Origin of the sequence: Ornithinimicrobium faecis, assembly GCF_023923225.1 — a bacterium.
GTDB classification, from domain to species: Bacteria; Actinomycetota; Actinomycetes; order Actinomycetales; family Dermatophilaceae; genus Ornithinicoccus; species Ornithinicoccus faecis.
Window position 1 is genome coordinate 4,585,593 of sequence record NZ_CP099489.1, and the last position, 25,020, is coordinate 4,610,612.

The window sequence follows — 25,020 nt, forward strand, 5'->3', positions numbered from 1 at the left end:
CCATGGCGCTCACACTGCGCACAGCACGACGGGGGATCGCGGCCCTGACCGGGATCGTGGTGGCGGCAAGCCTGACCACCAGCACAGCAAGCACAGCGCCGCTGCCCACCGCGGAGACGGCACCGCAGGAGAGCACCCAGGCGGCGCGCTGGACCGGTGGTCTCGACGGACAGGCACCCTGCCCAGAGGGCAGCAGCCGCGACGACACGCTGCTCACCGAGAGCTTCACCAACGGCATCCCGCACAACGACTTCAACAACGGGTGGCGCCGGGTGCACAGCGGCATCGGTGGCACGGTGGCGGTGCGCTCGGAGGTCAACGGTGGGGACCAGGAGGACTGGATGTTCACCCGCTGGGCCACCGCCCCGGTGGGAGCCCAGACCATGCTCGCCTTCACCTCCCGTGGCAATGTCAGCTCCTCGAACTACTCCCGGGCAGACGTGAACTCGCTGACCCTCCACGCTGCGGCCGACACCGGCGACTGGCGGGGCAAGGTCTTCGACATCACCGCAGCCACCGATGACGAGGGTGGGCGGCTCGGGCCGTGGTTCCAGCACCGGTCTCGTCAGGGTGCGAGCCAGTGGTGGGACGTCGACAACGTCCAGATCTACACCTGCGCACCGTCCTCGGTCTACCGCATCGAGGGTGAGAGCCGCTATGACACCTCGGCGGCCATCGCCGAGGCCTATCCACAGGGTGTCGGCGTGGTCTATCTCGCCAGCGGCACCACCTTCCCCGACGCGCTCACCGGGGCCGCCCTGGCCGGCAAGCTGGACGCGCCGGTGCTGCTCGTGCAGCACGACAAGATCCCGGCGGCCGTCACAGCCCAGCTGCAGCGACTCGCTCCGGGCCGCATCGTCGCGCTCGGCGGCTCCAAGGCGATCTCGGACAACGTCCTGCAGGCAGCGGCCGAGCACACCAGCGGTGACGTCACCCGTCTGGCCGGCGCGGACCGCTACGAGACCGCGGCGGCGATCGCCGACACCTATCCCTCCGGGATCAGCACGGCCTACATCGCCAGCGGCGCGACCTATCCCGACGCCCTGTCCGGCAGCGCCTCGGCGGCCCGCAACGGTCGACCCCTGCTGCTGGCCAACTCCGCGCACCTGCCGCAGGCGACACGGGCGGCGCTGGAGCGTCTCAAGCCCGGTCGCATCGTGATCCTCGGCGGTGCCCAGGCCGTGTCAAACGGCGTGCAGAACCAGCTCGAGGAGTTCACGGCGGGCGACGTGACCCGGATCGCTGGAGCCAACCGCTATGAGACCTCGGCGCTGATCGCCGACACCTTCCCCGGCAACCGGGACCGCGTCTTCGTGGCCACCGGGCTGGACTTCCCCGACGCGCTGTCCGGGTCGGCCCTGGCCGGCAAGCAGGCCAACCCGGTCCTGCTGGCCCAGCCGTCCAATCTGCCCAACGCCGTCGGCGACGCCATCGCCGGACTCAACCCGGACAACGGCGTCGTGCTGGGTGGTTACACCTCGGTCAACTCCATCGTCCTGGACCAGCTCGGTCGCCGGGTCGGCTGAGCCGGGCGACCCAGAGGAGAGACGCAGATGCACACCACACGACGCCTGCACAACGGCGAGACCCTGGCCCTCGACGTGCCCGATGCCGCGAACCTGCCGCCGGCCGCCGCGATCAGCGTGCTGTCCCAGGACGGCCTCGAGCTGGAGATCAACAGCGGGTCGGCCCACCACCTGGAGCACTATCTCGCCACGAGCGGGAGCACCCTGACCCACGAGGTGCAGCTGCGCGACGGGCTGACGCTGCGGCACGGTCGTTATGGCGGCGACCCCGCCTCCGGGCTGGCCTTCGCGTTGGCCGTCGGAGACCACGAGGTCTATGGCTTCACCGTCCCGACCCTCGACCTGGAGGGTCTGACCGCCCTGCTCTCCCAGGTGCAGTTCGCGCCGGACCCGGCCGGCCCGGTGCTGACGCCCGGCGGCTCGGTGGAGTGGTCGCCCTTCCGCACCCACGACATCGCCCAGGTGGTCGAGCTGACGTCCGGGGGCCACGCGCTGCTGGACATCCGCCGCACCCGCAGCGGCGTCACGCGCCCGTCCACCGCCGGGCTGGACGTCCGTGGCGGCAAGCTGAGCCGGTCGGCCGAGTCCGACCGCGCGCACTACGCGGTGCTCGAGGCTCCGGCCTTCATCGTCTACGGCGTCCCCGGCACCATCGAGGACATGGACACGGTCGCCTCCGCCCTCGGTCAGGTCACCGCGGAGCTGGCGTGAGCATCCTGTCCCCCGCCCTGCTCGGCGCCGTCGGCCTGGTCATGGTCGCCGCGTCGCTGAGTCACCTGCGCTCCCCGGAGGCGCTGCGACGCGGGCTGCGCGCCCACCAGGTCCTCCCCGAGCGCCTCCACACCCCGGTCTCCCGTGTGCTGGGCCCGCTCGAGGCAGTGCTCGGCGCCGCTGCCCTGGTCGTCGCGCTCACTGGCGCGCCCCTGGGCGCCGCCCTGCTGATCGGTATGCCGCTCGCCGGACTCTCCCTGGCCCTCGCCCTCTATCTGTGGCAGGTCCTGCGGGTCACCGCAGGGCAGGTCGTGCCGTGCGCCTGTGGCCTGGGCGAGGCTCCGGTGAGCCAGTCCGCGGTCCTGCGCGGCGGCATACTGGCTGTGCTGGCCGTTGCCGGGGCAACCACCGCCAACGGGTGGGCGGTCCACACCGCCCCCGCCGCCGAGATCTTTGTCGCGCTGGCCGCGATGCTGGTGCTGGCCCTGGCCACCGCCCTGCTGCCGGCCGCCCGCGCGGTGCCGGAGGCCGAGCTGATGCCGGCCCGGGCACACGACCACGGGAGCCACCGATGAGTTTCATCCAGTCCGCCGTCCTGCTCGCCTGGGTCGCGATCGTCCTGCTGGCCCTGGGTTATGCCGGGCTGCTGCGACAGGTCACCCTGCTGACCCGCGGCCAGGCCGGAGGCGGCACCGCCACGAGCGCGGCCGCCGTCGGGTCTCCGCGCAGCACCCGCGACCTGGTCGGTTTCCGGCTGCCCGCCCACGGTGACCTGCCCGACCTGGTCGAGCCCGGTGCCCACCGCACCGCCGTCGTCTTCGTCTCACCGGGCTGCTCGTCGTGCGCCATCACTCTCACCGGGCTGACCCAGGTCCCCGACGTGCAGGACGGCTCCGTCGCCCTGGTCGCCGTCTCGACCGGGTCGTGCGAGCCCGCGCTGGACAACCTGGCCGGCACGGGCCGCTGCGTCGCCCAGGGACGCGCGCTGCTGGAGGCGCTGCACGTCCCGGCCACCCCCTATCTGATGGCACTGGACGGCGCGGGCACCATCGTCGCGGCCACGCTGCCTGACCAGGACACCGACCTGACTGCCTGGGTCCACCAGACCCGGGGCTCGATCAGCCTCACCGAGGAGCAATCATGAGCGATCAGACCACGCACCAGATCAGCTTCGACGATCTGCCGGTCGCCGACACCACCCACCTGCGCAAGCGGCTGCGGCCGAAGCCGAGCCGGCGCACCTTCATGGGGTCCGTCCTGGGCGCCGGTGCGGCTGTGGGGCTGGGCTCGCTCTTCCTGGTCAACAAGGCGGCCGACACGGCGCAGGCTGCCTACTGGGAGGACTGGACCAACACCTCCACCGGGCCGTGCGCGACCTATGCCCGGGACCACACCGAGAACGGCATCATGTGCGGGCCGTCACCGATGTGCACCTCCCGGTCGTGCTGCTGGAAATACCGCAACGGCGCCGGCAACCTGGTGGGCTGGCACAAGCACGCGCCGGGGTCGAGCGGCTACTACACCCACCGCCCCGATGACTGTTTCCAGGGCACCTATGACTCCTGGCACTGGAAGTTCAGCGACGGCAACACCTATCGCTGCTCCGACGGCTGGAGCTGCAGCTCCTCCGGCGCGTGCAGCAAGTCGATCTGCCCGTGGGCAATCTAGGGGGCAATCTAGGGGGCAATCTAGGCGGCGTTCCCCTGGGCACCCCCGGCGCTGACGCCCCGGTCTCGTCGGCCCGTCGCTGGGCGGCCGACCCCCTGCCGCTGCTGGGACTGCTGGCGCTCACCGGGATCGTCCTGGGGGTCCTGCACCTGATCGCGACGCCCATCCCGTGGCCGGTGCCCGCCCTGCTGGCCGTGGTGGCCGCTGGCCTGGCGCTGTCCGGCTCCACCTGAGGCCTCAACAGCGCGTGGGCGCTGGTGGCCTCGGTCCGAGGCCCATCACTTCAGGTGCGGTTGTGGCTCGCCTTCCTGGTGGGTTGCACCGTCGGTGGCACTTTCACGAGCACCGCGCTCGGGGTCTTCTCCGGGCTGCTCTCGCCCGTCCCGGTGGTCGTGCGGGCGCTCGCCTTCGGCATCCTCGCGCTGGTGCTGCTCGTGATGGACCTCCGCCAACCCCTGCTGCGGCTGCCGCAGCGCAGTCAGCTCATCCCGCAGGAGGTCTTCGCCCGCGGCATGGGCCGGGGCGGCTTCCGGTTCGGCGTCGAATACGGCTGCGGGTTCCGCACCCTGGTGCCCTCAGCGGCGTCCTATATCGCCGCGCTCTTCATCCTGCTGGCCGGCCTGCCGCTGGGCTGGGCGATGCTGCTCGGCGCCGCGTTCGGTGCCTCCCGGTCCCTCGCGGTCCTGCAATACATCGTGCTCGGGCGTCCGGGCTGGCAGCGCTTCCTGTCCAGCCACACGCGGTGGCTCGAGCGCGGCGGCACGGTGGTCACCGTCGCGCTGCTGGCCTGGGCCGGTGTCGCCCGCTATTTCACATAGTCCTTCAGGATCGTCTCGACCTTGTTGGAGACCGCACCCTGACCACCGACGATCAGGATCTGCTTCGGGGTGAGATAGCGCAGCACGTCCCGGGTCGTGCTCCCGACCGAGTCGGCCGTGACCAGCAGGACCGGTCCGGCCTGCTCGCCGGCGCGGGCCGCACCGGACAGGGCGTCCGGGAACTCCCGACCGGTGGCGATGACGACCGTGTCCAGCCCGTTGGGGTAGTACCTGGCCAACTCGGCGGCGGTGGAGTAGCGGTCCGGACCGGCGACCCGCTGCAGGTTCTTGGCCCGCGTCAGGCTCTTCAGCTCGTTGGCCACGGACCCGTTGATGGCAATGTTTCCGCCCAGCACAACCACGCGGTAGGGGTTGATCGCCCTCATCGCCTCGCGCGTCGCGGCGGGCACGTTGCCCGGCTGCACCAGCAGCACCGGACCGTTGTTGTAGCCGGCCCGTGCGGCGCCAGCGAGCGCGTCGGGATAGTCCAGCCCGGTCGCGACATAGACCACGTCCACGCGCTGACCGAAGGTCTTGGCCACGTTGGCCGCCGTCGCATAGCGGTTGCCGCCGGTCACCCGGACCACCGGCGCACTGGTCAGGGACTTGATCTCCTGGACCACCGAGGGGTTGATGGCGGTGCCACCGCCGACCACCGTCACGCTGGAGGGCTTCAGACGGGTGATCGCCTGGCGGGTGGGCGCCGGCAGGTTGTCCGACTGGGCCAGCAGCAGGGGAGCATCCTTGGAGCCGGCTCGGGCCGCCGCGGCGAGCGCATCGGGATAGTCCTGCCCGACCGTGATGTAGAGCGGCTTGCCGGTCGGGAAGAGCTCGGACACCTTGGCAGCCGTTTCATAGCGGTTGCCACCGGCGAGGCGCTTGACGCCCACCGGCTCAGGCTTCGGCGGTGCGCCACTGAGCATCCTGGCCCAGGTCGCCTTGTCCAGGACGCCGGTCCAGGGCAGCTTCTTGTTGGTCTGGTAGGTCAGCAGGGCCTGCAGGGTCATCGGGCCGAAGATCCCGTCCACGTCCCCACCGCTGAAGCCCAGGTGCTGCTGGGCGGTCTTGACGTAGTTGTTGCGGGCTCCCGGCAGGACCACCGGGTTTGGCGCAGCCGGCGGGTTAGGCAGGTTCGTCGAGCAGGCGCTGCCGTTGAGGCCCTGGTAGCGCGGGGCGTACTGATTGCGGTAGACACGGCAGGTGCCGTAGTCGTGCGCCGTGATCGGCGTCCCGTCCCACCACGACGTGCGCCCCATCGCGCCGTCCCAGCTGAAGCTGATGTGCAGGTGGTCGGTGTGCGGGGAGGCGCCGTTGTACGGGTACCAGGAGCCCGGCTTGTAGAGGTACCAGGACTGACGGTTCCAGATGACCGACTGGACACCGAAGCGGCGGGCCATCTCACCGTTGTTGGCGGTGAGCCACTGGGCGACGGAGTCGCCGATGGCCTTGTCCGCTGCGTTGTAGGCGTTCATCGGCCAGTCGACGGCCCGGCCCTCATAGTGCTGGCTGTTGTCGCCGGCGATGCAACTGCGTGAGCCCCACCAGGTCGGCCGGTCGTAGTGGTTGGCCATCAGGTTGGCGAAGGCCACCATGCCTGGCTTGTTGTTGGGGTCGCAGGAGTAGGTGTAGAACCACGGGGGCGCCGCGTCCAGGGTGGGCGGAAGGGTCTTGCTCGGCGGTGCGGGCACGGCAGCGATCTCCGCGTCCGTCAGCTCGGGGCCGTCTCCGAGCGCGTCGAAGCCACCGCCGAGATAGCCGTCGCCCGCCGTCATCAGGGCCGCACCCGTGGACGGGACAATCTCCTCGGCCGGCTGCTCGGTCAACCACTCGGCCGGCAGCTCGCCCGGGTCCGGCGGCGATCCGATCCAGTCCATCGGGCTCTCGGGCATGACGCGCACGCCCTCACCGGGTGCGGGGTCCCCCGACGTGTCGTCCTCCGGCACGACGAACGGGTCGTCCGGCAGCAGCAGGCCCTCGGCGAACGGGTCGCCCAGACCCTGCAGGACGTTTTGTCCATCCGTGTCGTGGGAGTGCCCGTCCGTGTGCAGCTCCACGCCTCGAGCGTCGTCCTCCGGCTCCGGGATCGGGTCAGCCAGCGCAACGGGCGCGGCCATGACAAGGGCCAGCGCGGTGACGCTGGCCGTGACGAGATGGCGCGAAGAGCGCAGGCGCATGTGACTTCCCTTCACAGAGGGCGCGGGGGCCCAGGCACCCTGTGATCCGTGGTGTGGTTGTGACTTATGAGGCGCTAGGAGAATACACAATTTTGAGCGCTACCCGACAGTTAGGAAGGTCACAATTTCTTAAATGACAGCGGTGTCATTGCGTGCACACCGGAATAACACGTGTGTCATTAGTGCCTCTTAGTCCGCAACGAAAGAACCCGCCACCCTCTTCGGGCGGCGGGTTCTCGTGACGGGGTCGCGCAGATCGTGACGCGCCCTCAGGTGCTCGCGGTCAGCGCTCGGCCTCGCCGCGGATGAAGGCCTCCACCTGGGCGCGGCCATCCTCGTCGCGCATCTGCTCCGGCGGCGACTTCATCAGATACGCGGATGCCGAGATGATCGGTCCACCCACGCCGCGGTCCTTGGCAATCTTCGCTGCGCGCAGGGCGTCGATAATGATGCCGGCCGAGTTGGGCGAGTCCCACACCTCGAGCTTGTACTCGAGATTGAGCGGAACGTCACCGAAGGCACGGCCCTCAAGGCGGACGTAGGCCCACTTGCGGTCATCCAGCCACTGCACATAGTCCGAGGGGCCGATGTGCACGTTGCGGGCACCGAGGTCGTGGCTCACGTTGGAGGTGACAGCCTGGGTCTTGGACACCTTCTTGGACTCCAGGCGGTCCCGCTCCAGCATGTTCTTGAAGTCCATGTTGCCGCCGACGTTGAGCTGGTAGGTGCGGTCCAGCACGACACCGCGGTCCTCAAAGAGGCGAGCCATCACGCGGTGGGTGATGGTGGCACCAACCTGCGACTTGATGTCGTCTCCGATGATCGGGACCCCCGCCTCCTCGAACTTCGCCGCCCACATCGGGTCGGAGGCGATGAAGACCGGCAGGGCGTTGACGAAGGCCACGTTGGCGTCGATGGCGCACTGGGCATAGAACTTGTCGGCCTGCTCGGACCCGACCGGGAGGTAGGACACCAGCACGTCGACCTCGGCGTCCTTGAGGGCACGCACGACGTCCACCGGCTCCGCGTCGGACTCCTCGATGGTCTCGCGGTAGTAGCGGCCGATGCCGTCGTGGGTCGGCCCGCGCTGCACCAGCACCCCGGTGGGGGGCACGTCGGCGATCTTGATGGTGTTGTTCTCACTGGCGTTGATCGCCTCAGCGAGGTCGAAACCGACCTTTTTGGCGTCAACGTCAAAAGCCGCCACGAACTCGACGTCGCTGATGTGATATTCCCCGAACTTCACGTGCATCAGGCCCGGCACAGAGGCCGACGGGTCGGCGTCCTTGTAATACTCGACGCCCTGCACCAACGAGCTGGCGCAGTTACCCACACCCACGATGGCGACTCGAACTGCTCCCATTAGTTACTCCTCGTGTTGTGCGACACCGCGGTGGCCCGCGCTGCGCTCGGTTTCAATCAGCCCGGTCAGCCAACGCACATCGCGTTCGGCAGACTCCAGGCCATGGCGGTGAAGCTCGGCGGCATAGCCGTCCAGGGTGTCGTCGTCGACAAGTCCATTGGCGCGATACATCGCCAGTCGCTCCTCCAGGCGGGCGCGCCGACCCTCAAGGATACGCAACCGCACAGCGCGGTCTGCACGGCCAAAGAACGCGAAGTGGACGGCAAAGGCGTCGTCCTCCCACGCGCTGGGTCCAGCCGTGGTCAACAGGGACTGGAACCGTTCCTGACCGGCGGGCGTTACGGCATACGTGATGCGGGCCCGACGGCCCGTGGGTGAAGCGTCCTGCTCAACGATGAGCCCGCGCTCGACCAGCAGGCGCAGCCTCGGATACAACGTGCCGTAGGACATCGCCCGCACGGTGCCCAGCACACGGTGGACCTGCTTGCGGACCTCATAACCGTGCATCGGGGTGTCATGCAGCAGACCGAGGATGGCGAGCTCGAGCATGTCTGAGCGCCGAGTCATGCCACACCTCCTCGAACCTGGTCAGGATCTGAATCTGCATCACCCGGTCCGAGCCGGGGTTTGGCCGGGAAACGGAGCACCTGGCTCGTCCCGATGTATCGAACCGATATATCGTACGACATCTTTGGGGCTCGCCGCGCGCAGCCACGCAGCACACCTCGGCACTCCGTCGGGTGCAGTATGGATCGACAGCTAACGCAAGGAGGCCTCTGTGGCCAAGGGACCACAACGATCGGCACGTGGGCGCAATGCCCAACGGTCACGTGGCAGACGTCGTCGCCCGATCTGGAAGCGGGTGCTGGGCTGGCTCTTCGGCCTCGGAGTGCTCGCGCTGGTGCTCGGGGCGGTCGCCGTGGCGATCCTGTATGCCCGCACCGACATCCCGCAGCCCAATGAGTTCGCCACGTCCGAGAGCTCGATCCTCTACTACGCCGATGGGGAGACCGAGCTGGCCCGGTTCACCGGTGGCTACGACCGGGAGTCCGTGCCCCTGACCGAGGTCCCGGACCACGTGCAGAAGGCGATGCTCGCCGCGGAGGACCGCTCGTTCTATGAGAACCAGGGCGTCTCGATCACCGGGACCGGCCGAGCCCTGTGGCGCACCCTGACCACGGACGACGTGCAAGGTGGCTCCACCATCACCCAGCAATACGTCAAGAACTACTTCCTGACCCAGGACCGCACCGTGACCCGCAAGGTCAACGAGGTGCTCATCGCGGTCAAGATCGATCGCGAGCTGTCCAAGGACGAGATCCTGGAGAACTACTTCAACACCATCTACTTCGGGCGCGGCGCGTATGGCATCCAGACCGCCGCCCAGGCCTACTTCGGCAAGGACGTCAGCGACCTCAGCGTCGCCGAGGGGGCCTTCCTCGCCGGCGTGACCAACGCCCCCTCGCTGTTCGACCCGGCCTATCAGGAGGGCAATCGCGAGCGCGCCGAGGCACGCGTCGACTACATCATCAACGGCATGGTCGAGGAGGGGTGGCTCTCCGCGCAGGACGCGGCCTCGGTGACCTTCCCGGACATCCAGGACCCGGAGGGCACCACCGCCACCACGGGCACGGAGGGCTACATCGCCACCCAGGTCCGGGCGGAGCTGGTCAACGAGCTCGGCATCGCCGAGGCGGACATCGACCGCAGCGGCCTGCGCATCGTCACCACCATCGACCAGCAGCACCAGGAGGCCGCCGAGAGCGCGGTGAACGACAACCTGCCGCAGGAGCCGGACGACCTGCAGGTCGGCCTGGTCGCCACCCGGCCCGGCGACGGGGCGATCACGGCGATGTATGGCGGCGCCGACTACAGCCAGCAGCAGCTCAACACCGCCACCGACGCCCACCTGCAGGCCGGGTCCCTGTTCAAGGTCTTCACGCTCATCGCCGCCGTGCAGGACGGCATCAGCACGGAGTCGGTCTTCCCCGGGCCCAGCCCGATGGAGTTCACCATCGAGGGCCAGTCCGAGCCCTACGAGGTGAACAACTTCCGGGATGCCCAGTTCGGCCCCATCGACCTGCGGCAGGCCACCGCCAACTCGGTGAACACGGTCTATGTCCAGCTCAACGAGGAGATCGGGCCGGAGCGCACCCGCGAGGTGGCCGAGCAGCTCGGGCTGCCCGAGGACACCCCCGGCCTGGACTCCGCGCTGTCCAACGTGCTGGGCCCCGCAGCCCCGACCGTGCTCGAGATGTCCTCGGCCTTCTCGGTGATCGCGGCGCAGGGCGTGGCCGCCGACCCCTATCTGGTCACCAGCGTCACCAGCGACAACGGCGTCTTCGACTTTGAGCGCGACCCGGTCACCGACGAGGTGATCGACCCGGACGTCACGGCCGACGTCACCGAGGCGATGACGCACGTGATCACCGAGGGATCGGGCACCGCTGCCGGTGACCTCGGGCGACCTGCCGCCGGCAAGTCGGGCACCAGCGAGGACAACAAGTCGGCATGGTTCAACGGGTTTGTCCCGCAGCTGACCGGGACCGTCGGCCTGTATGAGGGGGACGGCACCGTCTCGATGCAGGACATCGGCGACTACGACCAGGTCACGGGCGGCACCTATCCCGCCCTGATCTGGGGCGACTTCATGCGCGGCGCCCTCGAGGGTGAGCCGGTCGAGGAGTTCCCCGAGCGGGTCGGGGTGGGTGACGAGCTGGAGGAGACGGCCCCGCCCACGACCGAGGACGAGGAGGACACCACGACCGAGACGGAGGAGCCGACCACCGAGGAGCCCACCACCGAGGACCCGACCACGGAGGAGCCGACCACCGAGGACCCGACCACGGAGGAGCCCACCGAGACCGAGGACCCGACGACCGAGCCCACCCCGACCGGCCCGCCCACGGAGCCCGAGCCCCCGACACCGACGCAACCCACGGATCCACCGCAGCCGACCGGACCGCCCACGGGGACCACCCCGCCGCAACCGACCGGCCCCACGAACCCGGGCCAGGGTCCCCCCACTGACGGTCCGCCGGGGCAGCGGCCACCGGGCGAGGGCGGGCCGGGAGGCCCCGGTGAGTCCGGCGGTCCTGGCGAAGCGGGCGGACCCAGCGCGACCGGCTAACCTGCTGCCGTGCCCAGACCGCCCTATGTCGCGCCCTCGCGGGTCGACCCGGTGGTCGCGACCGCGAGCCGGGTGATCGGTGGACCCCTCGGTCGGCACGCGCGCACCGGCGCCCGCGGGCTGCGGGCGGTGGCCGCCGGCCTGATGGCCCTCGCCGGTGTGATGCTGGCCCTCGGCGTCTTCCAGAAGGGCCACTGCGTCGTCAAGGGGTGGGCCAACCCCGACCAGTTCTGGCGAGCCTGCTATTCCGACCTCCCCGTGCTGCACGTCACCACCGGCCTGGCCGATCGCCAGCTCCCGTATGCCGGGACCGGCAGCGACCAGCCGCTGCTGTCCGGTCTGGTGATGTGGCTGCTGGCGCGGATCACACCCCAGGCCGGGACCGGCGTCGGCGCACAACAGTGGATCTTTGCCCTCTGGGCGGCACTGGCTCTCCTGCTGGTGGCCACTGCGGTCCTGGCTGGGATCGCCCTGCTGCCCCACGACCCCTGGCACCTCGCCCACCTTGCGGCCTCACCGGTCCTGGTCGTGCTGGCCCTCATCTCGACCGACCTGGTCGGCGTCGCCCTGGTCATGTGGGCCTGGTGGGCCTGGACCCGCGAACGACCGGCTCTCGCGGGGGTGCTGGTGGGCCTGGCCTTCCTGGTGCGTCCCTTCCCGCTGGTCTTCCTGCTCGCGATGGTGCTGGTGGCCCTGCGCGATGGGCGCACCCGCGCCGCGGCGACCGCCGTGGTGGCCGCCATGCTCGGGGCGCTCGCGCTGTATGTGCCCGCGCTGCTGTTCATCGGCGACGGCGTCCTGGCCGCGCCACGGGGCTGGTGGGCTGCCGGACCCGGCTATGGCGCACCGGCCCTGCTCCCCCAGCTGTTCGGGCTCACCGTGCCCGCCCCGGTGACCACCGGCATCGCCCTGGCCGGTTGGGTGCTGGCCCTGGCGATCGGTGCCTGGTTCGCCCTGCGCAGTTTTGGGCGACCCGACACCGTGCAGGTCGCCGCGGTGATGCTGCTGGTCGTCGCCCTGACCGCCAAGTCGCTGTCGGTCCAGTCAGGTCTGTGGCTGCTCCCGCTGCTGGCCCTGTCCGGCCTCCGCTGGCGCGACCACCTCATCTGGGCGGGCGCCGAGATCATCCACTTCGAGGCCACCTGGCTGCACATCGGCTTCGGCTCCGACGCCGGCAAGGGCCTGCCACCGGAGACCTATGGGCTGGCGATCCTGCTGCGCCTCAGCGCGTGGGCGTGGGTGCTCGGCATGGTCTGGCTGACCCCGTCCCGGGGGAGGCGACCACCTGAGCCGGCCCCACGGCATACGGCCGGTGGTGGTGCGGAGATCAGCCAGCAGGCGCCCAACCAGCAGACACTCACCCAGCCGACACCGTGAAGCTGGCAAACGCCCGGTCCAGCGCCTCCAGGTCGTCCTCGGTGGCCACATAGGTCGTCATGACGGCCGTGAACGAGTGGTCGTTGTCGGACAGCAGCAGGTTCACCACGAGCCCGCCGGTGTCCTCGCACGAGCTCCAGATCTGATAGACGCCGGAATACATCGCGTCCTCGAAATCCTCGGTGACCTCCTCCGCACACACGTCCCCGTAGGTGTAGTGGTGCAGGATGTCGCGCTCGTTGCCCTGATAGGGCCGCAGGTAGAAGACCAGACCTGGGTGCGTGTGGCCCGACCGGAAGGCGTCCAGGTCGTCGGAGGCCCCGATGAAGGCCAGCCCCTCCGGTGAATAGCTGGGGGCGGTCTGCCGGTCGCTCCAGTGGGTCGGCACGTCGATGGTCAGGGCGCCGGTGTCGTCGGTGACCTTCTCATACTGATAGACGGTATCGGTCGGCATGTCGCCCCCGTCGGGCTCGTCGCCCTCGGGCACCTCACCGCCTGCCACATCGGTCAGGGACAGGATGGGCTCCAGCTCCGCGCTGCCGTTGATCTCGCCGCGCAGCACCTCGGCGGTGTCCCAGCGCAGCACCTCCACGCTCATCGTGTTGCTGCCGCTGGTGCGCACGACGTCGCAGTAGTCGGCATAACCGCCGTCGGTGGCCATCGGCACGCCGTTGAGGGTGAGCACGATGTCCCCGGGCAACAGGCCCGCGTCGGAGGCCGGGGTCCCCGGCTTGATGCCGCTGACCCAGATGCCGCTCAGCGCCATGGTGTCGTCAAAGACCGGCCGGCCGTTGATGCCCAGCGACTCGGCGTCCCCGTCGGCGAGTTTCTCGACCATCGGCTCGGCCAGGTTGGCGGCGATCGCCCAGAACTGCTTGGAGGCCCCCTCGGCGAGCGAGCCCCCGGCATAGTTGACGGCCAGCACCTCGCCGTCGATGGTGATCAGCGGCCCACCGGAGTTGCCCGGTTGGATCGTCGCGTCGTGCTCAATGGTGTGGTCGATCGAGGAGGATCCGGTGACATCGCCATTGGCGCGGGCCTTGGAGACGATGCCCTTGGTCAGGGTGTATTCGGGGTCGCCGAGCGGGAAGCCCGCGGCATAGACGTCGAGACCGGGCTCGGCCTCCTCGTCCGCCCACTCCAGATAGGCCTGCGGGCCGTCCACGTCAATCTGGATCAGGGCGAGGTCGCTGCACTCGGAGGCGCCGATGACGGTCGCGTGGTGGGCTGTGCCGGTGTCGCCGCCGATGTAGACATCCAACGTGCTGGAGCCGGTCACCACGTGGTTGTTGGTCACGGCCAGGCCGTCGGGACTGATCAGGAAGCCGCTGCCAGATCCTGCGGTGACCGTGACCCCGACCTCGGGGTCACGCAGGGTGCCCTCGGCGATGATCTGGACCACGGCTGGCCGCGCCTCCGAGAAGCTGTCGACCGCCTCACCGGCTCCGGCGACCTCCACCCCGTCGACCTCGGTCGTGTCCACGTCGGGGCCGGTCGTCGCACTCGTGTCGTCACCGAGGGTCTCGTCGACGTGATCGCTGTTCATCTCCTGGACCACGACCGACGTGGTGTCGGGTGCCCCGCCGGCACAGGCGGTGAGGGCGATGGCAAGGGGCACGGCCAGAGCCAGGCTGGTGCTGCGTCGACGGGTCACGGTGGGTCTCCTGGTCTCCCGAGCGGATGCCCCCATGGCATCCGGCCTCACTGACGGCGGTGTGACGCGCCACACGCCGTTCCAGTTCCCGACATTGTGCACTGCCCTGCTCCCGTATGCCGAGGCTCGCCACCACCGTCGCGCGCGGCCGGGTGCGGCGCGGGTGTGGCGCCGCCTCGCGCGGGTGACCGGGACGACGGTCGGTCAGGGCACCAGGAGGAGCTTGCCCGTCGTGCGGCCTGCGGCCAGGTCCTCGTGCGCCCGCGCGGCCTCGGCCAGCGGATAGCGCCCGCCGATCCGCACGTCGAGCCGGCCCTGCGCCACGGCGCCCAGGATGTCCCCGGCACGCTGCAGCAGCTCCTCGCGCTCGGCGATGTAGTTGGCCAGCGTGGGTCGCGTCAGAAAGAGCGAGCCCTGCTGGTTGAGCACCTGCGGGTCCAGGGGTGGCACCGGCCCGCTGGCCCCACCGAAGAGGACCATCATGCCGCGCGGTGCCAGCACCTCGAGGCCGGCGTCGAAGGTCGAGGCGCCCACGCCTTCATACACGACCTGCACCCCCGCGCCATCGGTGAGTCGCTGCACCTCGGCGACCAGGTCCTGCTCGCGATAGAAGACGATCTCGTCCGCGCCCGCTGCCCGGGCGAGCTCGGCCTTCTCCGGTGTCGAGGTGGTGCCGATGACGCGCACCCCCTTGGCGGCGAGCAGCTGGCACAACAGCAGCCCCACCCCTCCGGCAGCGGCGTGCACCAGCGCGGTCTGGCCCTCCTGCGCGGGGAACGTCGACTCGACCAGATAGTGCGCGGTCATCCCCTGCAGCATCACCGCCGCGGCCTGCTCGGCCGAGACGCCCTCGGGGACCGGGACGAGCCGGTCGGCCGGGACGAGCGCCTGCTCGGTGTAGCCGCTGCCCGGGACCATCGCCCAGGTGACCAGGTCGCCGGTCGCGACGTCGGTGACCCCGGGCCCCACCGCGCTGACCGTGCCGGCGCCCTCGGAGCCGGCGATGAAGGGCGTGGTCATCGGGTAGGTCCCGGATCGTTGATAGATGTCGATGAAGTTCACCCCGGCCGCCTGCACGTCGACGCGCACCTGCCCCTCACCGGGCTCCGGGGTCTCGCGCTCGACCACCTCGAGCACCTCGGGACCGCCCTGCTCACTGACCACGACCGCACGCATGCCTGCCTCCTGGATCTTCGGTGTCCTGCCAGTATGCCGAGGCGCAGGTCGGGCGGTCCATGTGGGCTGGGTCGGTGGGCCGGGTGCAACCCGCGCCGGTCAGGCCGTTGTGGCAGCGCGCCCGGCAGGTCTGCGTCCCCACCGGCGTCTTGGAGCACGTGCCGGTTCTTGGAGCCCGCCGCGACAGGCTCCCAGAACCGGCAAGTGCTCTTAGTTGGCCGCGTGGTTCAGCACGTGCCCCCAATTGGCCGCGAGCCTGGCTCGGTCGTGGCCCCGGTCAGGATCCGGTGGCAGCCGCTGCAGCTGAGGCGGCACGCTCGAGCCACCGTGGGGTGGCGCCATAGCGCTGGGGTGGGATCAGCTGCCCGCTGGCGCAGGCCTCCACCAGCTGGGTCATGCGCCGATCGCGGGTGGCCTCCTGCTTGGCGGTGAGCACCCAGGTGACCGCGGTCCTGCGATAGGACGGCGTCGCCACCTCCCAGAACGCGGTCGCGGCCGGGGACCCGGCGAGCTGGGCCGCGTAGGCGGGCGGCAGCTCACGATCCCGGTTCTCGTAGGCATAGACGCCGGAACGGTCCTCGCGCCGCGCCTCGAACGCCGCGAGGCCGGATGGCTGCATGCGACCCTGCGCCGTCAGCCGCTCCACGTGCGCGATGTTGACCGCGCTCCAGTTGCCACCGGGCCGGCGCGGGGTCCAGCGCTGCCGCCGGGAGTCCTCGTCGATGCGTTGGGAGACCGAGTCGATCCACCCCCAGCACAGGGCCACCGGGACGGCGTCGGCCCAGGTCAGGCCGCGGTCTGCGACGTGCTTCTTGTGCAGGCCCATCCACAGCTCCGGCTCGCTGTCGTGGTGTGCCGCCAGCCAGGCCTCAAACTCCTCGGCTGAGGCAAAGAAGCGTGCTGGGCGCTCCGGAGTGCCGCCTGCCCGGCCGTGCTCGGTCATGGCGCCTCCTGGGACTCCGGCTGCTGCGCCCACCACGCGCGCAGCTCGTCCTCGACCGCCTCGCGGCCGATGGGGCCCTGGTCAAGACGGACGGCGAGCAGGTGCTTGTAGGCACGCCCCAGCACCGGCCCCGGCGCGATGCCGAGCACCTCGGCGATCTCGTTGCCATTGAGCTCGGGACGCACGGCCGAGAGCTCTTCCTCGGCGCGCAGCCGAGTGATCCGCGCCTCCAGGTCGTCATACGTGCGCGAGAGCCGAGCAGCCTTGCGCTGGTTGCGCGTGGTGGAGTCCGAGCGGGTGAGCTTGTGCAGGCGACCGAGGAGCGGGCCGGCGTCGGTGACATAGCGCCGCACGGCCGAGTCGGTCCACTCGCCACCGCCGTAGCCGTGGAAGCGCAGGTGCAACTCCACCAACCGGGTGACCGCCTTGATGGTGTCCTTGTCATAGCGCAGCGCTCGCAGCCGGGTGCGCGCGAGTTTGGCACCGACGATCTCGTGGTGGTGGAAGCTGACTCCTCCGCCCTTCTCGAACCGGCGGGTCGCGGGCTTGCCGATGTCGTGCAGCAGCGCCGCGAGCCGCAGCACGAGGTCTGGTCCCACGACCACGTCCGGCCCCTCGGCGTCGGGCTCGTCCTCGAGGGCGATCGCCTGCTCGAGGACGGTGAGGGAGTGTTGATAGACGTCCTTGTGCCGGTGGTGCTCGTCGATCTCCAGCTGCAGGGCCGGCAGCTCGGGGAGCATGACGTCGGCCAGCCCGGTGTCGACCATCAGCTCCAGCCCCGCCCGGGGGTTCGCGCCCAACAGCAGGCGGCTGAGCTCATCACGGACCCGCTCGGCGGAGACGATGGACAGGCGCTCGGCCATGTCCGTCATCGCGCCGCGCACGTCGGCGTCGACGCGCACCCCGAGCTGGGAGACGAAGCGGGCCGCGCGCATCATCCGCAGGGGGTCGTCGGAGAAGGACACCTCGGCCGTGTGCGGGGTGGTCAGGACGCCGGCAGCCAGCGCCTCGAGACCGTCGTGTGGGTCGGTGAAGAGCAGGTCCGGCAGCCGCAGCGCCATGGCGTTGACCGTGAAGTCACGGCGCACCAGGTCGTCGTCGAGGTTGTCGCCGAAGGCCACAACGGGCTTGCGGGAGTCGGGGTCATAGGCATCGGCCCGATAGGTCGTGATCTCGAAGGTCTGACCCCGGTGCCGCGCACCGATCGTGCCGAACTCGCGGCCGATGTCCCAGGTCTGCTCGGCCCATCCGGCCAGGGTCGCCTCGATCTGGTCGGGGCTCGCGGAGGTGGTCAGGTCCAGATCGAGTGAGGTCCGGCCCAGGAAGGCGTCGCGCACCGGTCCACCCACGAGCGCGAGCTCGTGCCCGGCATCGCGGAAGCGCTCGCCGAGCTCGGTCAGCACGGGAAGCACCGGCGTCAGGTGGCGGACCGCTCGCGCCAGCAGCTCGGCCTCGGAGGGAGTGGGGGACACGAGGGTCAAGCCTACGACCCGAGAGACCGTGCAACCGGCTCACGGCTCGTTAGAGTGAGGAAGATGACCACCGCCCCGCCTCCTCGCCACTGGCAGCAGCGTCTGCCGTCGGTCCAGGAGACGTCGGCGGGCGGTGTCGTCATCGACATTCACGAGGGAGCTGCACGCATCGCCATCATCGCGCGCCGCAACCGGGCCGGACGCGTCGAGTGGTGCCTGCCCAAGGGCCACATGGAGCCGGGCGAGACACTGGAGGAGGCCGCCGAGCGTGAGGTGGCCGAGGAGACCGGCATCGTGGGTCGGGTGCTGATCACCCTGGGGACCGTGGACTATTGGTTCTCCACGCCTCAGCACCGCATCCACAAGCGCGTGCACCACTATCTGCTGGAGGCCACGGGGGGCGAGCTGTCCGTCGAGGGTGACCCTGACCAGGAGGCTTTCGACGCCATCTGGTGCCCGTTGACGGAGGCGCACCGCGTGCTGACCTTCCCCAACGAGCGCCGGATCGCGGAGGTCGCCTGGCATCGGTTGGCCGGGACGGCGTGAGCCTGCACCGCACCGCGCGCCGGACGCGCGGCCTGCTCGTCCTGCTCATGGCGTATGCCGTGCTGGCGGCTGCCGTGGTCGCCGCACCGCTGACCTGGGGTGCCTCGAGCGCGTCAGCCGCCGACGACGATCTCCTGCACGTGCAGCTCGAGCAGGTCTCGCCGGCCATCGTCGGGCCTGGCACGGAGGTGCGTCTGGAGGGGACGCTGCAGAACCTGGGCGCGACGCCGGCACCGGTGCACGCCGTCCGCGTCAGCACCGCCTATCGCGGCCTGGACACCCGCGGGGCTGTCCAGGACTGGGCAGAGGAGGGGCTCCTGGAGACCCCCATCGCGCTCGGGGAGGACCACATCGGCGTGGCCATCGCACCAGGATCCACGGTGCACTGGTTTGTGGACATCCCCGCCGACGAGCTCGAGCCAGGCTTCGAGTTCGCCACCCTGCCGCTGCGCGTGGAGGTGCTGGCGACGGGGCCGGCCCCCGACACCGACAACGAGGACACCGGCGAGAGCACCGATGAGAGCCCGGGCACCGAAGACACGGACAGCGAGGGCACGGACAGCGAGACCACCGTGGTGCCGGGCGCGCAGGTGCGCACCTTCTTGCCGTGGACCGATGCGGAGGACCCTGAGTTCAACCCGGTCCAGATCGCCTGGCTCGCCCCGATCACGCTGCCCGGGAACCCGGATCTGGTGGCGGTCGACGACGCTCGGCGCAGCGACGCCTGGCTCAACGCGATCGGCCCCGACTCACGCACCCTGGAGTTGCTGGACGGGCTCGCCGACACGAGTGCCACGTTTGTGGTCGACCCTGGCGTCATTGAGCCGCTCGACCCCGTCGCCTCACTGACGGAGGTCGTGGAGCTGCCTGGTGATCAGGAGGAGCCGTCCGAGTCGCCCGAACCCACTGACCCCAAACCCACCGACCCCGAGCCCACCGACCCCGAACCGACTGACTCCGAGCCCACTGGCTCCGAATCCACCGACTCCCCAGAGCCGACCGGGTCGGAGTCGGCACCCTCGGCCGGGGTCCAGGGATCAGTGGCCACGACAGGTCCCGGAGGCGGTGCCACGCAGGCGCCCGGGGACGGCGAGGCGCCCACATCGGCTCCTGCTGATCCGCCGTCGACACCCATCGAGGGTGACGATCCGGTGGAGCCGCCCACGCCTCCCACGATCCAGAGCGCTGTCCGCGACCTCGGCAACCGGATCGAGCAGGTCCCCGAGGGACGTCTGTGGTGGCTGCCGGTGGGCGACACCGACGTCGGTGGCCTGTTGGAGGCCGAAGCGTCCGTGGACGACATCGCCGAGCTCGTCGGGGCCGCCCCATCGGGTGGTCTGCCAGCACCTGGTCGCACGGACCTGGCCTGGCCCCTGTCCGAGGATTTCAGCGACGCGATGATCGGGTCCCTGCTCCAGGTGTGGTCCGCTGCGGGCGGCGCCACCGGAGCGGCCGGGGCCGACAACGGCAGCCTCGGCGCCGTCGTGCTGCCCAACTCGACCCTCGATGACACCGTCCTGACCGGGTCAGCGGTGCGCACCCATAGCGCGGGGCCTCAACTGATCGGCTACGACGAGCGCCTCAGCGGGATCGTCGCCGGGTCTGGCGAGCCGGAGCAGGCCGGCCACGCGACCCAGCGCTTCCTGGCCGAGACCCTCGCCATCTATCAGGAGGGGCCGGCCACCGACCGCTCCCTGGTCGTCGCGATCCCCCGCACCGCAGCGGCCGACGCCGACCAGCTCCAGGCCCTGACCTCAGCTGCGGCCAGGGCACCCTGGTTGCAGGAGACCACCGCCAGCGAGCTCCTGACCGATGCCGCGCAGGCACCGCCGGCCACCGTGCAGCAGGCCGACCCACCGTCGGCAGACGCTGAGCAGGCAGACCCAGAGCAGGCAGACCCTGACGCGACCGACCCAGACCCAATCGATGCTGACCCGACCGAGGACCAGGTGACGGTCGCCGCGCTCGGTGACCTCTCGGCATACTCCGACCCGGGCGAGAGCCCCCTGACCCCCAGCCGCCTGGCCCGGATCGACCTGACCCGGAGCAAGGTGACTGGCGTCTCCGAGATCGTCCCGGGCAGCGAGGCGGTGCGGCGCACCTGGATGCACGTGCTCGACCGGCAGTTCTCCGCCAGCTGGCGCGCTGCCCCCCAGGACTGGGAGATCCCCGTCGAGGTCGCGGAGGACCTGGCGAGCGAGATCACCACCGGCTTGACCATCAACCCCACGACGATCAACCTGTATGCCGACGAGGGCCTGATGCAGATCACCGTCGTCAACGAGCTGCCGATCCCGATCGAGGGCCTGCAGATGCAGGTGGACCCCGGCAACGGACGGTTGCGGGTCCTGGGGCAGCCCGACCCGATCACGATTGGCCCCGAGTCACGAGCGACGGTGCAGTTCCGTGCCAAGGCTGTGGCGGCAGGTCAGGTGCCGCTGCACACCAGTCTCAGCACGCCCAACGGCACCCAGATCGGCTCGGCCGAGGAGACCGTGGTGCGGGTCCAGCCCACCGGGGTGTGGATCTATTGGCTGCTCGGGGGCGTGGCAGGTGTCATCCTTGTCCTCGGCCTGTGGCGCGCCCTGCGTCCGGCCGGCACCCGGCGCGATGCCGAGCCCACCGACCCGAGCACAGGAAACGTCCCGACCTCAGCGTCCGACGTGGAGACCCCTTGAGCGAGCAGCCCACCCCGGCGAGCCCCGGACCGACGCCCACCCAGGGCTCCGGGCACTCGTCGTCCTCCCTGGCCCGGGCCAGCGCGCTGATGGCCTCGGGCACCTTCGTGTCCCGGATCCTCGGCATGGTCCGCGTCCTGCTGCTGGCCGGTGCCGTCGGCGTCCTGAACTCCCCCGCGGGCAACGCCTGGCAGACGGCCAACACGCTGCCGAACACCATCTACATCCTGCTGGCCGGCGGAGTGCTCAACGTCGTGCTCGTGCCGGCGCTGACCCGGGCCATGGCGATGAGCCCGGAGAAGGGCCGCGACTTCACCGACCGGCTGCTCACGCTGGCCCTGACCGGGCTGGTCCTGATCACGGTGGTGTTCACCGCAGGGGCAGCACTGCTGACCAAGCTCTATGCGCTGTCCTGGACCGGCGACCAGCTCGCGCTCGCCATTACCTTTGCCTACCTGTGCCTGCCGCAGATCTTCTTCTACGGGCTCTACACCCTGCTCGGCCAGATCCTGAACTCCCGCGAGCAGTGGGGGTGGTACATGTGGGCTCCGGTCGCCAACAACATCGTCGCCATCGCGGGCCTCGGGCTGTTCATGATGCTCTATCCCGAGGCGCGCACGCTCGCTCCCGGCGCGTGGACCGGCGAGATGATCTGGCTGCTGGCCGGGACCGCCACCCTGGGCGTCGCCGTGCAGGCCACCGTCCTGGTGTGGCCCGTCTGGCGGTCCGGTTTCCGCTATCGACCCCGCTGGGGGTTTCGCGGGGTCGGCCTCGGCGCCGCCTCCCGGATGGCGCTGTGGATGCTGGCCATCATCGGTGTCTCCCAGGCCGGCATGTGGCTGTCGACCAACGTGCTCAACCGCGCGACCGACCTGGACTCGTCCGTGGGCGGCAAGATCCTCTACGAGAACGCCTTCCTGATCTACATCCTGCCGCACAGCCTGATCGCCACCTCGCTGATCACCGCGATGTTCACGCAGATGTCCCGGTCGGCTCACGAGGAGGACCTGACGGGGCTGGGCACACAGTTCCGCCACGGCCTGCGGCTGCTCGGCGTCGCGATGGTGCCGATCAGCATCGGGCTGCTCATCCTCGCCCCAGCGGTCAGCGCCACCCTGTTCTTCAACAACACCCAGGAGGAGACGCTCGCCACCGCCTGGGTCACGATGGCGATGGTCATCGGCCTGGCGCCCTACGCCGTCTACATCCTCGCCAGCCGGGTCTTCCACGCCTTCCAGGACGGCCGCACGCCGTTCCAGATGCAGGTGGTGATCACGGCCGTCTCGGTCGTGGGCATCCTGATCGCCGCGATGGCGCCCCCGGCCCAGACCGCCATCGGGATCGGTCTGGCCCAGACCCTCGGTCAGGGTTCCGCGGCCGTGCTGGGCGTCTTCTGGGTCCGCCGGCGCCTGGGCCACGTCCCGCTCGGCGACGTGGTCCGTGGCTATCGCCAGATCATCCTGGCGACCCTGGTCGCCGCGGTCGTCCTCCTGGCGGTCGTGCTGGGCACCAACGCCCTGTTCGAGGGCCGGGCCGCCTCGCTGGTCGCCCTGTTCGTCGGCGGACCGCTGTTCTTCGTGGTCTATGGCGTCGCCGCCCACCGGCTCGGCGTCACGGAGCTGGCCGAGGTGCTTGGTCCCCTCCTGCGCCGACTGGGACGGGGCCGCTCCACCCCGCCGGGGTCGGGGACGGGCCCCTCAGCCGGCGACCACACCGGGCCCGACTCCCCCTCCGACACCCGGCCCGGCTCCACACCTGGCACCGGGCCCGGCTCCGCCCACGAGGCCCTCGCGGGGGCGTCGTCGCCGCAGGAGAAGAGGCCGTCAGAAACCACTCCGGAGGACGACGACACGGGCTGGCACACCGCCTACGAGGACCTGCGGCACGCTGAGCAGGGCTCGTCGTCGTGGACCAGCACCGGTCCCGCCATAGGATTAGCGGCGACCGAGCACGCACAGGACTGGGAGGTGTGGGGTATGGGCCTCGAACCGGGGACGATGCTGGGACGGCGCTATGCGCTGGAAGAGCTCCTGGCGCAGCGCGGTGACGTGCTGGAGTACTGGTCAGCCCTCGACTCCACGCTCGACCGCCTCGTCGCCGTCACCATGCTGCCCTCCACCGGTGACCGCGCCATCCTGGCGCACGCCGTGCTCGACGGCGCCCGCCGCACCGCTGGTGTGGACGACCCCCGACTGGTGCGCGTCCTCGACGTGGGCGAGGAGGACGGCCACTGCTGGATCGTCGAGGAGGGTCTGCCCGACGCGGAGTCGCTGGCCTCCCTGACCAGTGGTGGGCCGCTGCCCGCCGAGGAGATCCGGCGCATCGTCGGTGAGGCCGCCGTGGGCCTGGAGTCCGCCCGCCGCCGTGGCCTGCACCACCTCTATCTCAACCCGCACTCGGTCCTGCGCACCCGCGACGGCAGCATCAAGGTCTCCGGGGTCGGCGTGACCGCCGCCATTGAGCAGACCGATGACCTCGGCGCACGCGAGGCCTCCCTCATCGACACCGCAGACCTGGTCAGCCTGCTCTACACCGGCCTGACCGGTCGCTGGCCCGGCGACGAGATCGACGGTCTCCCCTCCGCCCGCCGGCTCGCTGACGGCTCGCTGCCGGCCCCGTCCGAGGTCGTCGGGGGCATCCCGGGCGACCTGGACGCGCTGTGCCGCACCATGCTCGGTCTGGACTACGACCCGGCCGACGGCCCCCAGACCCCGGGTGAGCTGGCCCGCCAGCTCTCCCCCTGGTCCTCCGACATGGTCACCACCGCGCCCGGCCAGCCGACCGCCGTCGAGCCCACCTCACAACCGTCGGCCACCGGCGCCACGGGCAACGAGACCGCAGGCAATGAGACTGCGGGCGACGAGGCCGCTGCAGCGGCCATCGGTGCGGCAGCCGCCAGCTCGGGTGCCGTCAGCTCCGCCACGGACTCCCCTGCCTACTTCCGCACCCAGGCCGAGGACGACGGTGAGGCCACCTACCGAGCCGGCGGCACGACATACGTCCCGGAGGACGACGACCCCGACCTCGCCGAGCGCTATGCGCAGACCCCCGACCGGGGCCTGCCACCGGGGGTGCGCAACCGCGACACCGGGCGCGGCCAGACCTGGGTCGTGATGCTGCTCATCGTCGCGCTGATCGCCGTGGCCGCCTTCGTCGCCTACAGCACCATCAGCAACACGCTGGGTGGCGGCGATGACACCGCGGGCGACCGGCGCCCGCTGCCGACCGCGGCGCCCTCGGAGACGGCCACCCCCGACGACACCGCGGAGCAGACCAGCCCCCCGGCCGATGCCGAGGAGACCACCGAGGCACCCGAGCCCGGCGCGGAGATCGAGTTTGTCGACGCCGTGGACTTCGACTCCACCGGCGGTGACGAGAAGCCGGAGCTGACCGGCAACGCGATCGACGGGGACCCCGACACGGCCTGGAACACCTTCACCTATCTGACGTCCAACTGGGGTGGCCTGAAGTCCGGGGTCGGCCTGGCCCTGGACATGGGTGAGACCACGCCGGTGTCGGAGGTGACCGTGGAGTTCCCCGAGGGCGACTACGGCGCGACGATCTATGTCAGCGACGAGCCGACCAACTCCGGCACCGAGATCGGTTCCTCCGACGACGCGAGCGGCACCTGGACCGTGACCGCCGACGAGCCCGTCGAGGGCCGCTATGTCGTGGTCTACTTCGACCGGGCCTGGCAGGGGTCCGGCGGGGAGATCGTCAGGGTCTCCGAGGTGACCGCGCGCCAATGAGCCCCCGTATGCCGCGTGCTCACCAGCCCGATCAG

General features: G+C 70.4%; 19 protein-coding genes. 12 read left to right on the forward strand and 7 right to left on the reverse strand.

From position 1 onward, the window contains the following. The first annotated feature begins 2 nt into the window (after positions 1-2). From NF556_RS21155 to NF556_RS21185, 7 genes are read left to right on the forward strand one after another with little or no spacing between them, the layout of a single operon-like run. The gene (locus NF556_RS21155) at positions 3-1,526 is read left to right on the forward strand and encodes a cell wall-binding repeat-containing protein (RefSeq protein ID WP_252593360.1); all 1,524 of its coding nucleotides are present in this window, start codon (positions 3-5) and stop codon (positions 1,524-1,526) included. 27 nt (positions 1,527-1,553) lie between these two features. After that, positions 1,554-2,237: a hypothetical protein gene (locus NF556_RS21160; RefSeq protein ID WP_252593363.1), complete on the forward strand. Its 684-nt coding sequence runs from the start codon at positions 1,554-1,556 to the stop codon at positions 2,235-2,237. Continuing rightward, positions 2,234-2,812 carry a MauE/DoxX family redox-associated membrane protein gene (locus NF556_RS21165; RefSeq protein ID WP_252593365.1) on the forward strand — a complete coding sequence of 193 codons (579 nt, stop codon included), beginning with the start codon at positions 2,234-2,236 and terminating at the stop codon, positions 2,810-2,812. The genes NF556_RS21160 and NF556_RS21165 overlap by 4 nt, the downstream gene beginning before the upstream one ends. Next, complete coding sequence (locus NF556_RS21170) at positions 2,809-3,381, forward strand: hypothetical protein (RefSeq protein WP_252593368.1); 573 nt, start codon at positions 2,809-2,811, stop codon at positions 3,379-3,381. Before NF556_RS21165 ends, NF556_RS21170 begins: the two co-directional genes overlap by 4 nt. Beyond that, positions 3,378-3,905 (forward strand): hypothetical protein, encoded by a 528-nt coding sequence (locus tag NF556_RS21175; RefSeq protein WP_252593370.1) that lies wholly within the window; start codon positions 3,378-3,380, stop codon positions 3,903-3,905. The genes NF556_RS21170 and NF556_RS21175 overlap by 4 nt, the downstream gene beginning before the upstream one ends. Beyond that, complete coding sequence (locus NF556_RS21180) at positions 3,893-4,138, forward strand: hypothetical protein (RefSeq protein WP_252593372.1); 246 nt, start codon at positions 3,893-3,895, stop codon at positions 4,136-4,138. Before NF556_RS21175 ends, NF556_RS21180 begins: the two co-directional genes overlap by 13 nt. Positions 4,139-4,192: 54 nt before the next feature. Further along, on the forward strand, positions 4,193-4,723 hold the full coding sequence (locus NF556_RS21185; protein ID WP_252593374.1) for a hypothetical protein: 531 nt from the start codon (positions 4,193-4,195) through the stop codon (positions 4,721-4,723). Here the strand turns inward: NF556_RS21185 and NF556_RS21190 are convergent. From NF556_RS21190 to NF556_RS21200, 3 genes are all read right to left on the reverse strand, one after another. Next, a complete protein-coding gene (locus NF556_RS21190) occupies positions 4,711-6,897 on the reverse strand; it encodes a cell wall-binding repeat-containing protein (protein WP_252593376.1) in 2,187 nt (728 codons plus the stop codon). The genes NF556_RS21185 and NF556_RS21190 overlap by 13 nt on opposite strands. Before the next feature lie 283 nt (positions 6,898-7,180). Beyond that, positions 7,181-8,260, reverse strand: a complete 1,080-nt coding sequence (locus NF556_RS21195; RefSeq protein ID WP_252593378.1) for an inositol-3-phosphate synthase — start codon at positions 8,258-8,260, stop codon at positions 7,181-7,183. Between the two features lie 3 nt (positions 8,261-8,263). Beyond that, positions 8,264-8,827, reverse strand: a complete 564-nt coding sequence (locus tag NF556_RS21200) for a PadR family transcriptional regulator (protein ID WP_252593380.1) — start codon at positions 8,825-8,827, stop codon at positions 8,264-8,266. A gap of 211 nt (positions 8,828-9,038) precedes the next feature. On the opposite strand from NF556_RS21200, the gene NF556_RS21205 reads away from it, so the two are divergent. Further along, positions 9,039-11,390 carry a transglycosylase domain-containing protein gene (locus tag NF556_RS21205; protein ID WP_252593382.1) on the forward strand — a complete coding sequence of 784 codons (2,352 nt, stop codon included), beginning with the start codon at positions 9,039-9,041 and terminating at the stop codon, positions 11,388-11,390. 9 nt (positions 11,391-11,399) lie between these two features. After that, positions 11,400-12,767 carry a glycosyltransferase family 87 protein gene (locus NF556_RS21210; RefSeq protein WP_252593385.1) on the forward strand — a complete coding sequence of 456 codons (1,368 nt, stop codon included), beginning with the start codon at positions 11,400-11,402 and terminating at the stop codon, positions 12,765-12,767. Here NF556_RS21210 and NF556_RS21215 read toward each other — a convergent pair. The 4 genes from NF556_RS21215 to NF556_RS21230 all read right to left on the reverse strand — a co-directional run bounded on the left by NF556_RS21215 (position 12,748) and on the right by NF556_RS21230 (position 18,012). Then, the gene (locus NF556_RS21215) at positions 12,748-14,421 is read right to left on the reverse strand and encodes a S1C family serine protease (protein ID WP_252593387.1); all 1,674 of its coding nucleotides are present in this window, start codon (positions 14,419-14,421) and stop codon (positions 12,748-12,750) included. The genes NF556_RS21210 and NF556_RS21215 overlap by 20 nt on opposite strands. A gap of 204 nt (positions 14,422-14,625) precedes the next feature. Next, positions 14,626-15,597: a quinone oxidoreductase family protein gene (locus NF556_RS21220; protein WP_252593389.1), complete on the reverse strand. Its 972-nt coding sequence runs from the start codon at positions 15,595-15,597 to the stop codon at positions 14,626-14,628. A gap of 277 nt (positions 15,598-15,874) precedes the next feature. Continuing rightward, positions 15,875-16,540, reverse strand: coding sequence for a YdeI/OmpD-associated family protein (locus NF556_RS21225; RefSeq protein WP_252593391.1), 666 nt, complete (start codon positions 16,538-16,540; stop codon positions 15,875-15,877). After that, on the reverse strand, positions 16,537-18,012 hold the full coding sequence (locus tag NF556_RS21230; protein ID WP_252593393.1) for a CCA tRNA nucleotidyltransferase: 1,476 nt from the start codon (positions 18,010-18,012) through the stop codon (positions 16,537-16,539). The genes NF556_RS21225 and NF556_RS21230 overlap by 4 nt, the downstream gene beginning before the upstream one ends. A gap of 63 nt (positions 18,013-18,075) precedes the next feature. On the opposite strand from NF556_RS21230, the gene NF556_RS21235 reads away from it, so the two are divergent. The 3 genes from NF556_RS21235 to murJ are packed head-to-tail and all read left to right on the forward strand — an operon-like array spanning position 18,076 to position 24,985. Further along, positions 18,076-18,558: an NUDIX domain-containing protein gene (locus NF556_RS21235; RefSeq protein WP_252593395.1), complete on the forward strand. Its 483-nt coding sequence runs from the start codon at positions 18,076-18,078 to the stop codon at positions 18,556-18,558. Further along, entirely contained in the window at positions 18,555-21,236 is a 2,682-nt protein-coding gene (locus NF556_RS21240) for a DUF6049 family protein (protein WP_252593399.1), read from the forward strand. The genes NF556_RS21235 and NF556_RS21240 overlap by 4 nt, the downstream gene beginning before the upstream one ends. Next, on the forward strand, positions 21,233-24,985 hold the full coding sequence (gene murJ / locus NF556_RS21475) for a murein biosynthesis integral membrane protein MurJ (RefSeq protein WP_256829702.1): 3,753 nt from the start codon (positions 21,233-21,235) through the stop codon (positions 24,983-24,985). Before NF556_RS21240 ends, murJ begins: the two co-directional genes overlap by 4 nt. Positions 24,986-25,020 lie beyond the last annotated feature (35 nt).

Bases quoted from the DNA above. Each gene is read 5' to 3' on its own strand.
- NF556_RS21220 (WP_252593389.1), bottom strand. From the start codon at position 15,597: ATGCGTGCGGTCGTGGTCAGTGAGCAGGGCGGTCCCGAGGTGCTCGAG.
- NF556_RS21190 (WP_252593376.1), bottom strand. From the start codon at position 6,897: ATGCGCCTGCGCTCTTCGCGCCATCTCGTCACGGCCAGCGTCACCGCG.
- NF556_RS21155 (WP_252593360.1), top strand. From the start codon at position 3: ATGGCGCTCACACTGCGCACAGCACGACGGGGGATCGCGGCCCTGACC.
- NF556_RS21175 (WP_252593370.1), top strand. From the start codon at position 3,378: ATGAGCGATCAGACCACGCACCAGATCAGCTTCGACGATCTGCCGGTC.
- NF556_RS21195 (WP_252593378.1), bottom strand. From the start codon at position 8,260: ATGGGAGCAGTTCGAGTCGCCATCGTGGGTGTGGGTAACTGCGCCAGC.
- NF556_RS21200 (WP_252593380.1), bottom strand. From the start codon at position 8,827: ATGACTCGGCGCTCAGACATGCTCGAGCTCGCCATCCTCGGTCTGCTG.
- NF556_RS21160 (WP_252593363.1), top strand. From the start codon at position 1,554: ATGCACACCACACGACGCCTGCACAACGGCGAGACCCTGGCCCTCGAC.
- NF556_RS21170 (WP_252593368.1), top strand. From the start codon at position 2,809: ATGAGTTTCATCCAGTCCGCCGTCCTGCTCGCCTGGGTCGCGATCGTC.
- NF556_RS21225 (WP_252593391.1), bottom strand. From the start codon at position 16,540: ATGACCGAGCACGGCCGGGCAGGCGGCACTCCGGAGCGCCCAGCACGC.
- NF556_RS21235 (WP_252593395.1), top strand. From the start codon at position 18,076: ATGACCACCGCCCCGCCTCCTCGCCACTGGCAGCAGCGTCTGCCGTCG.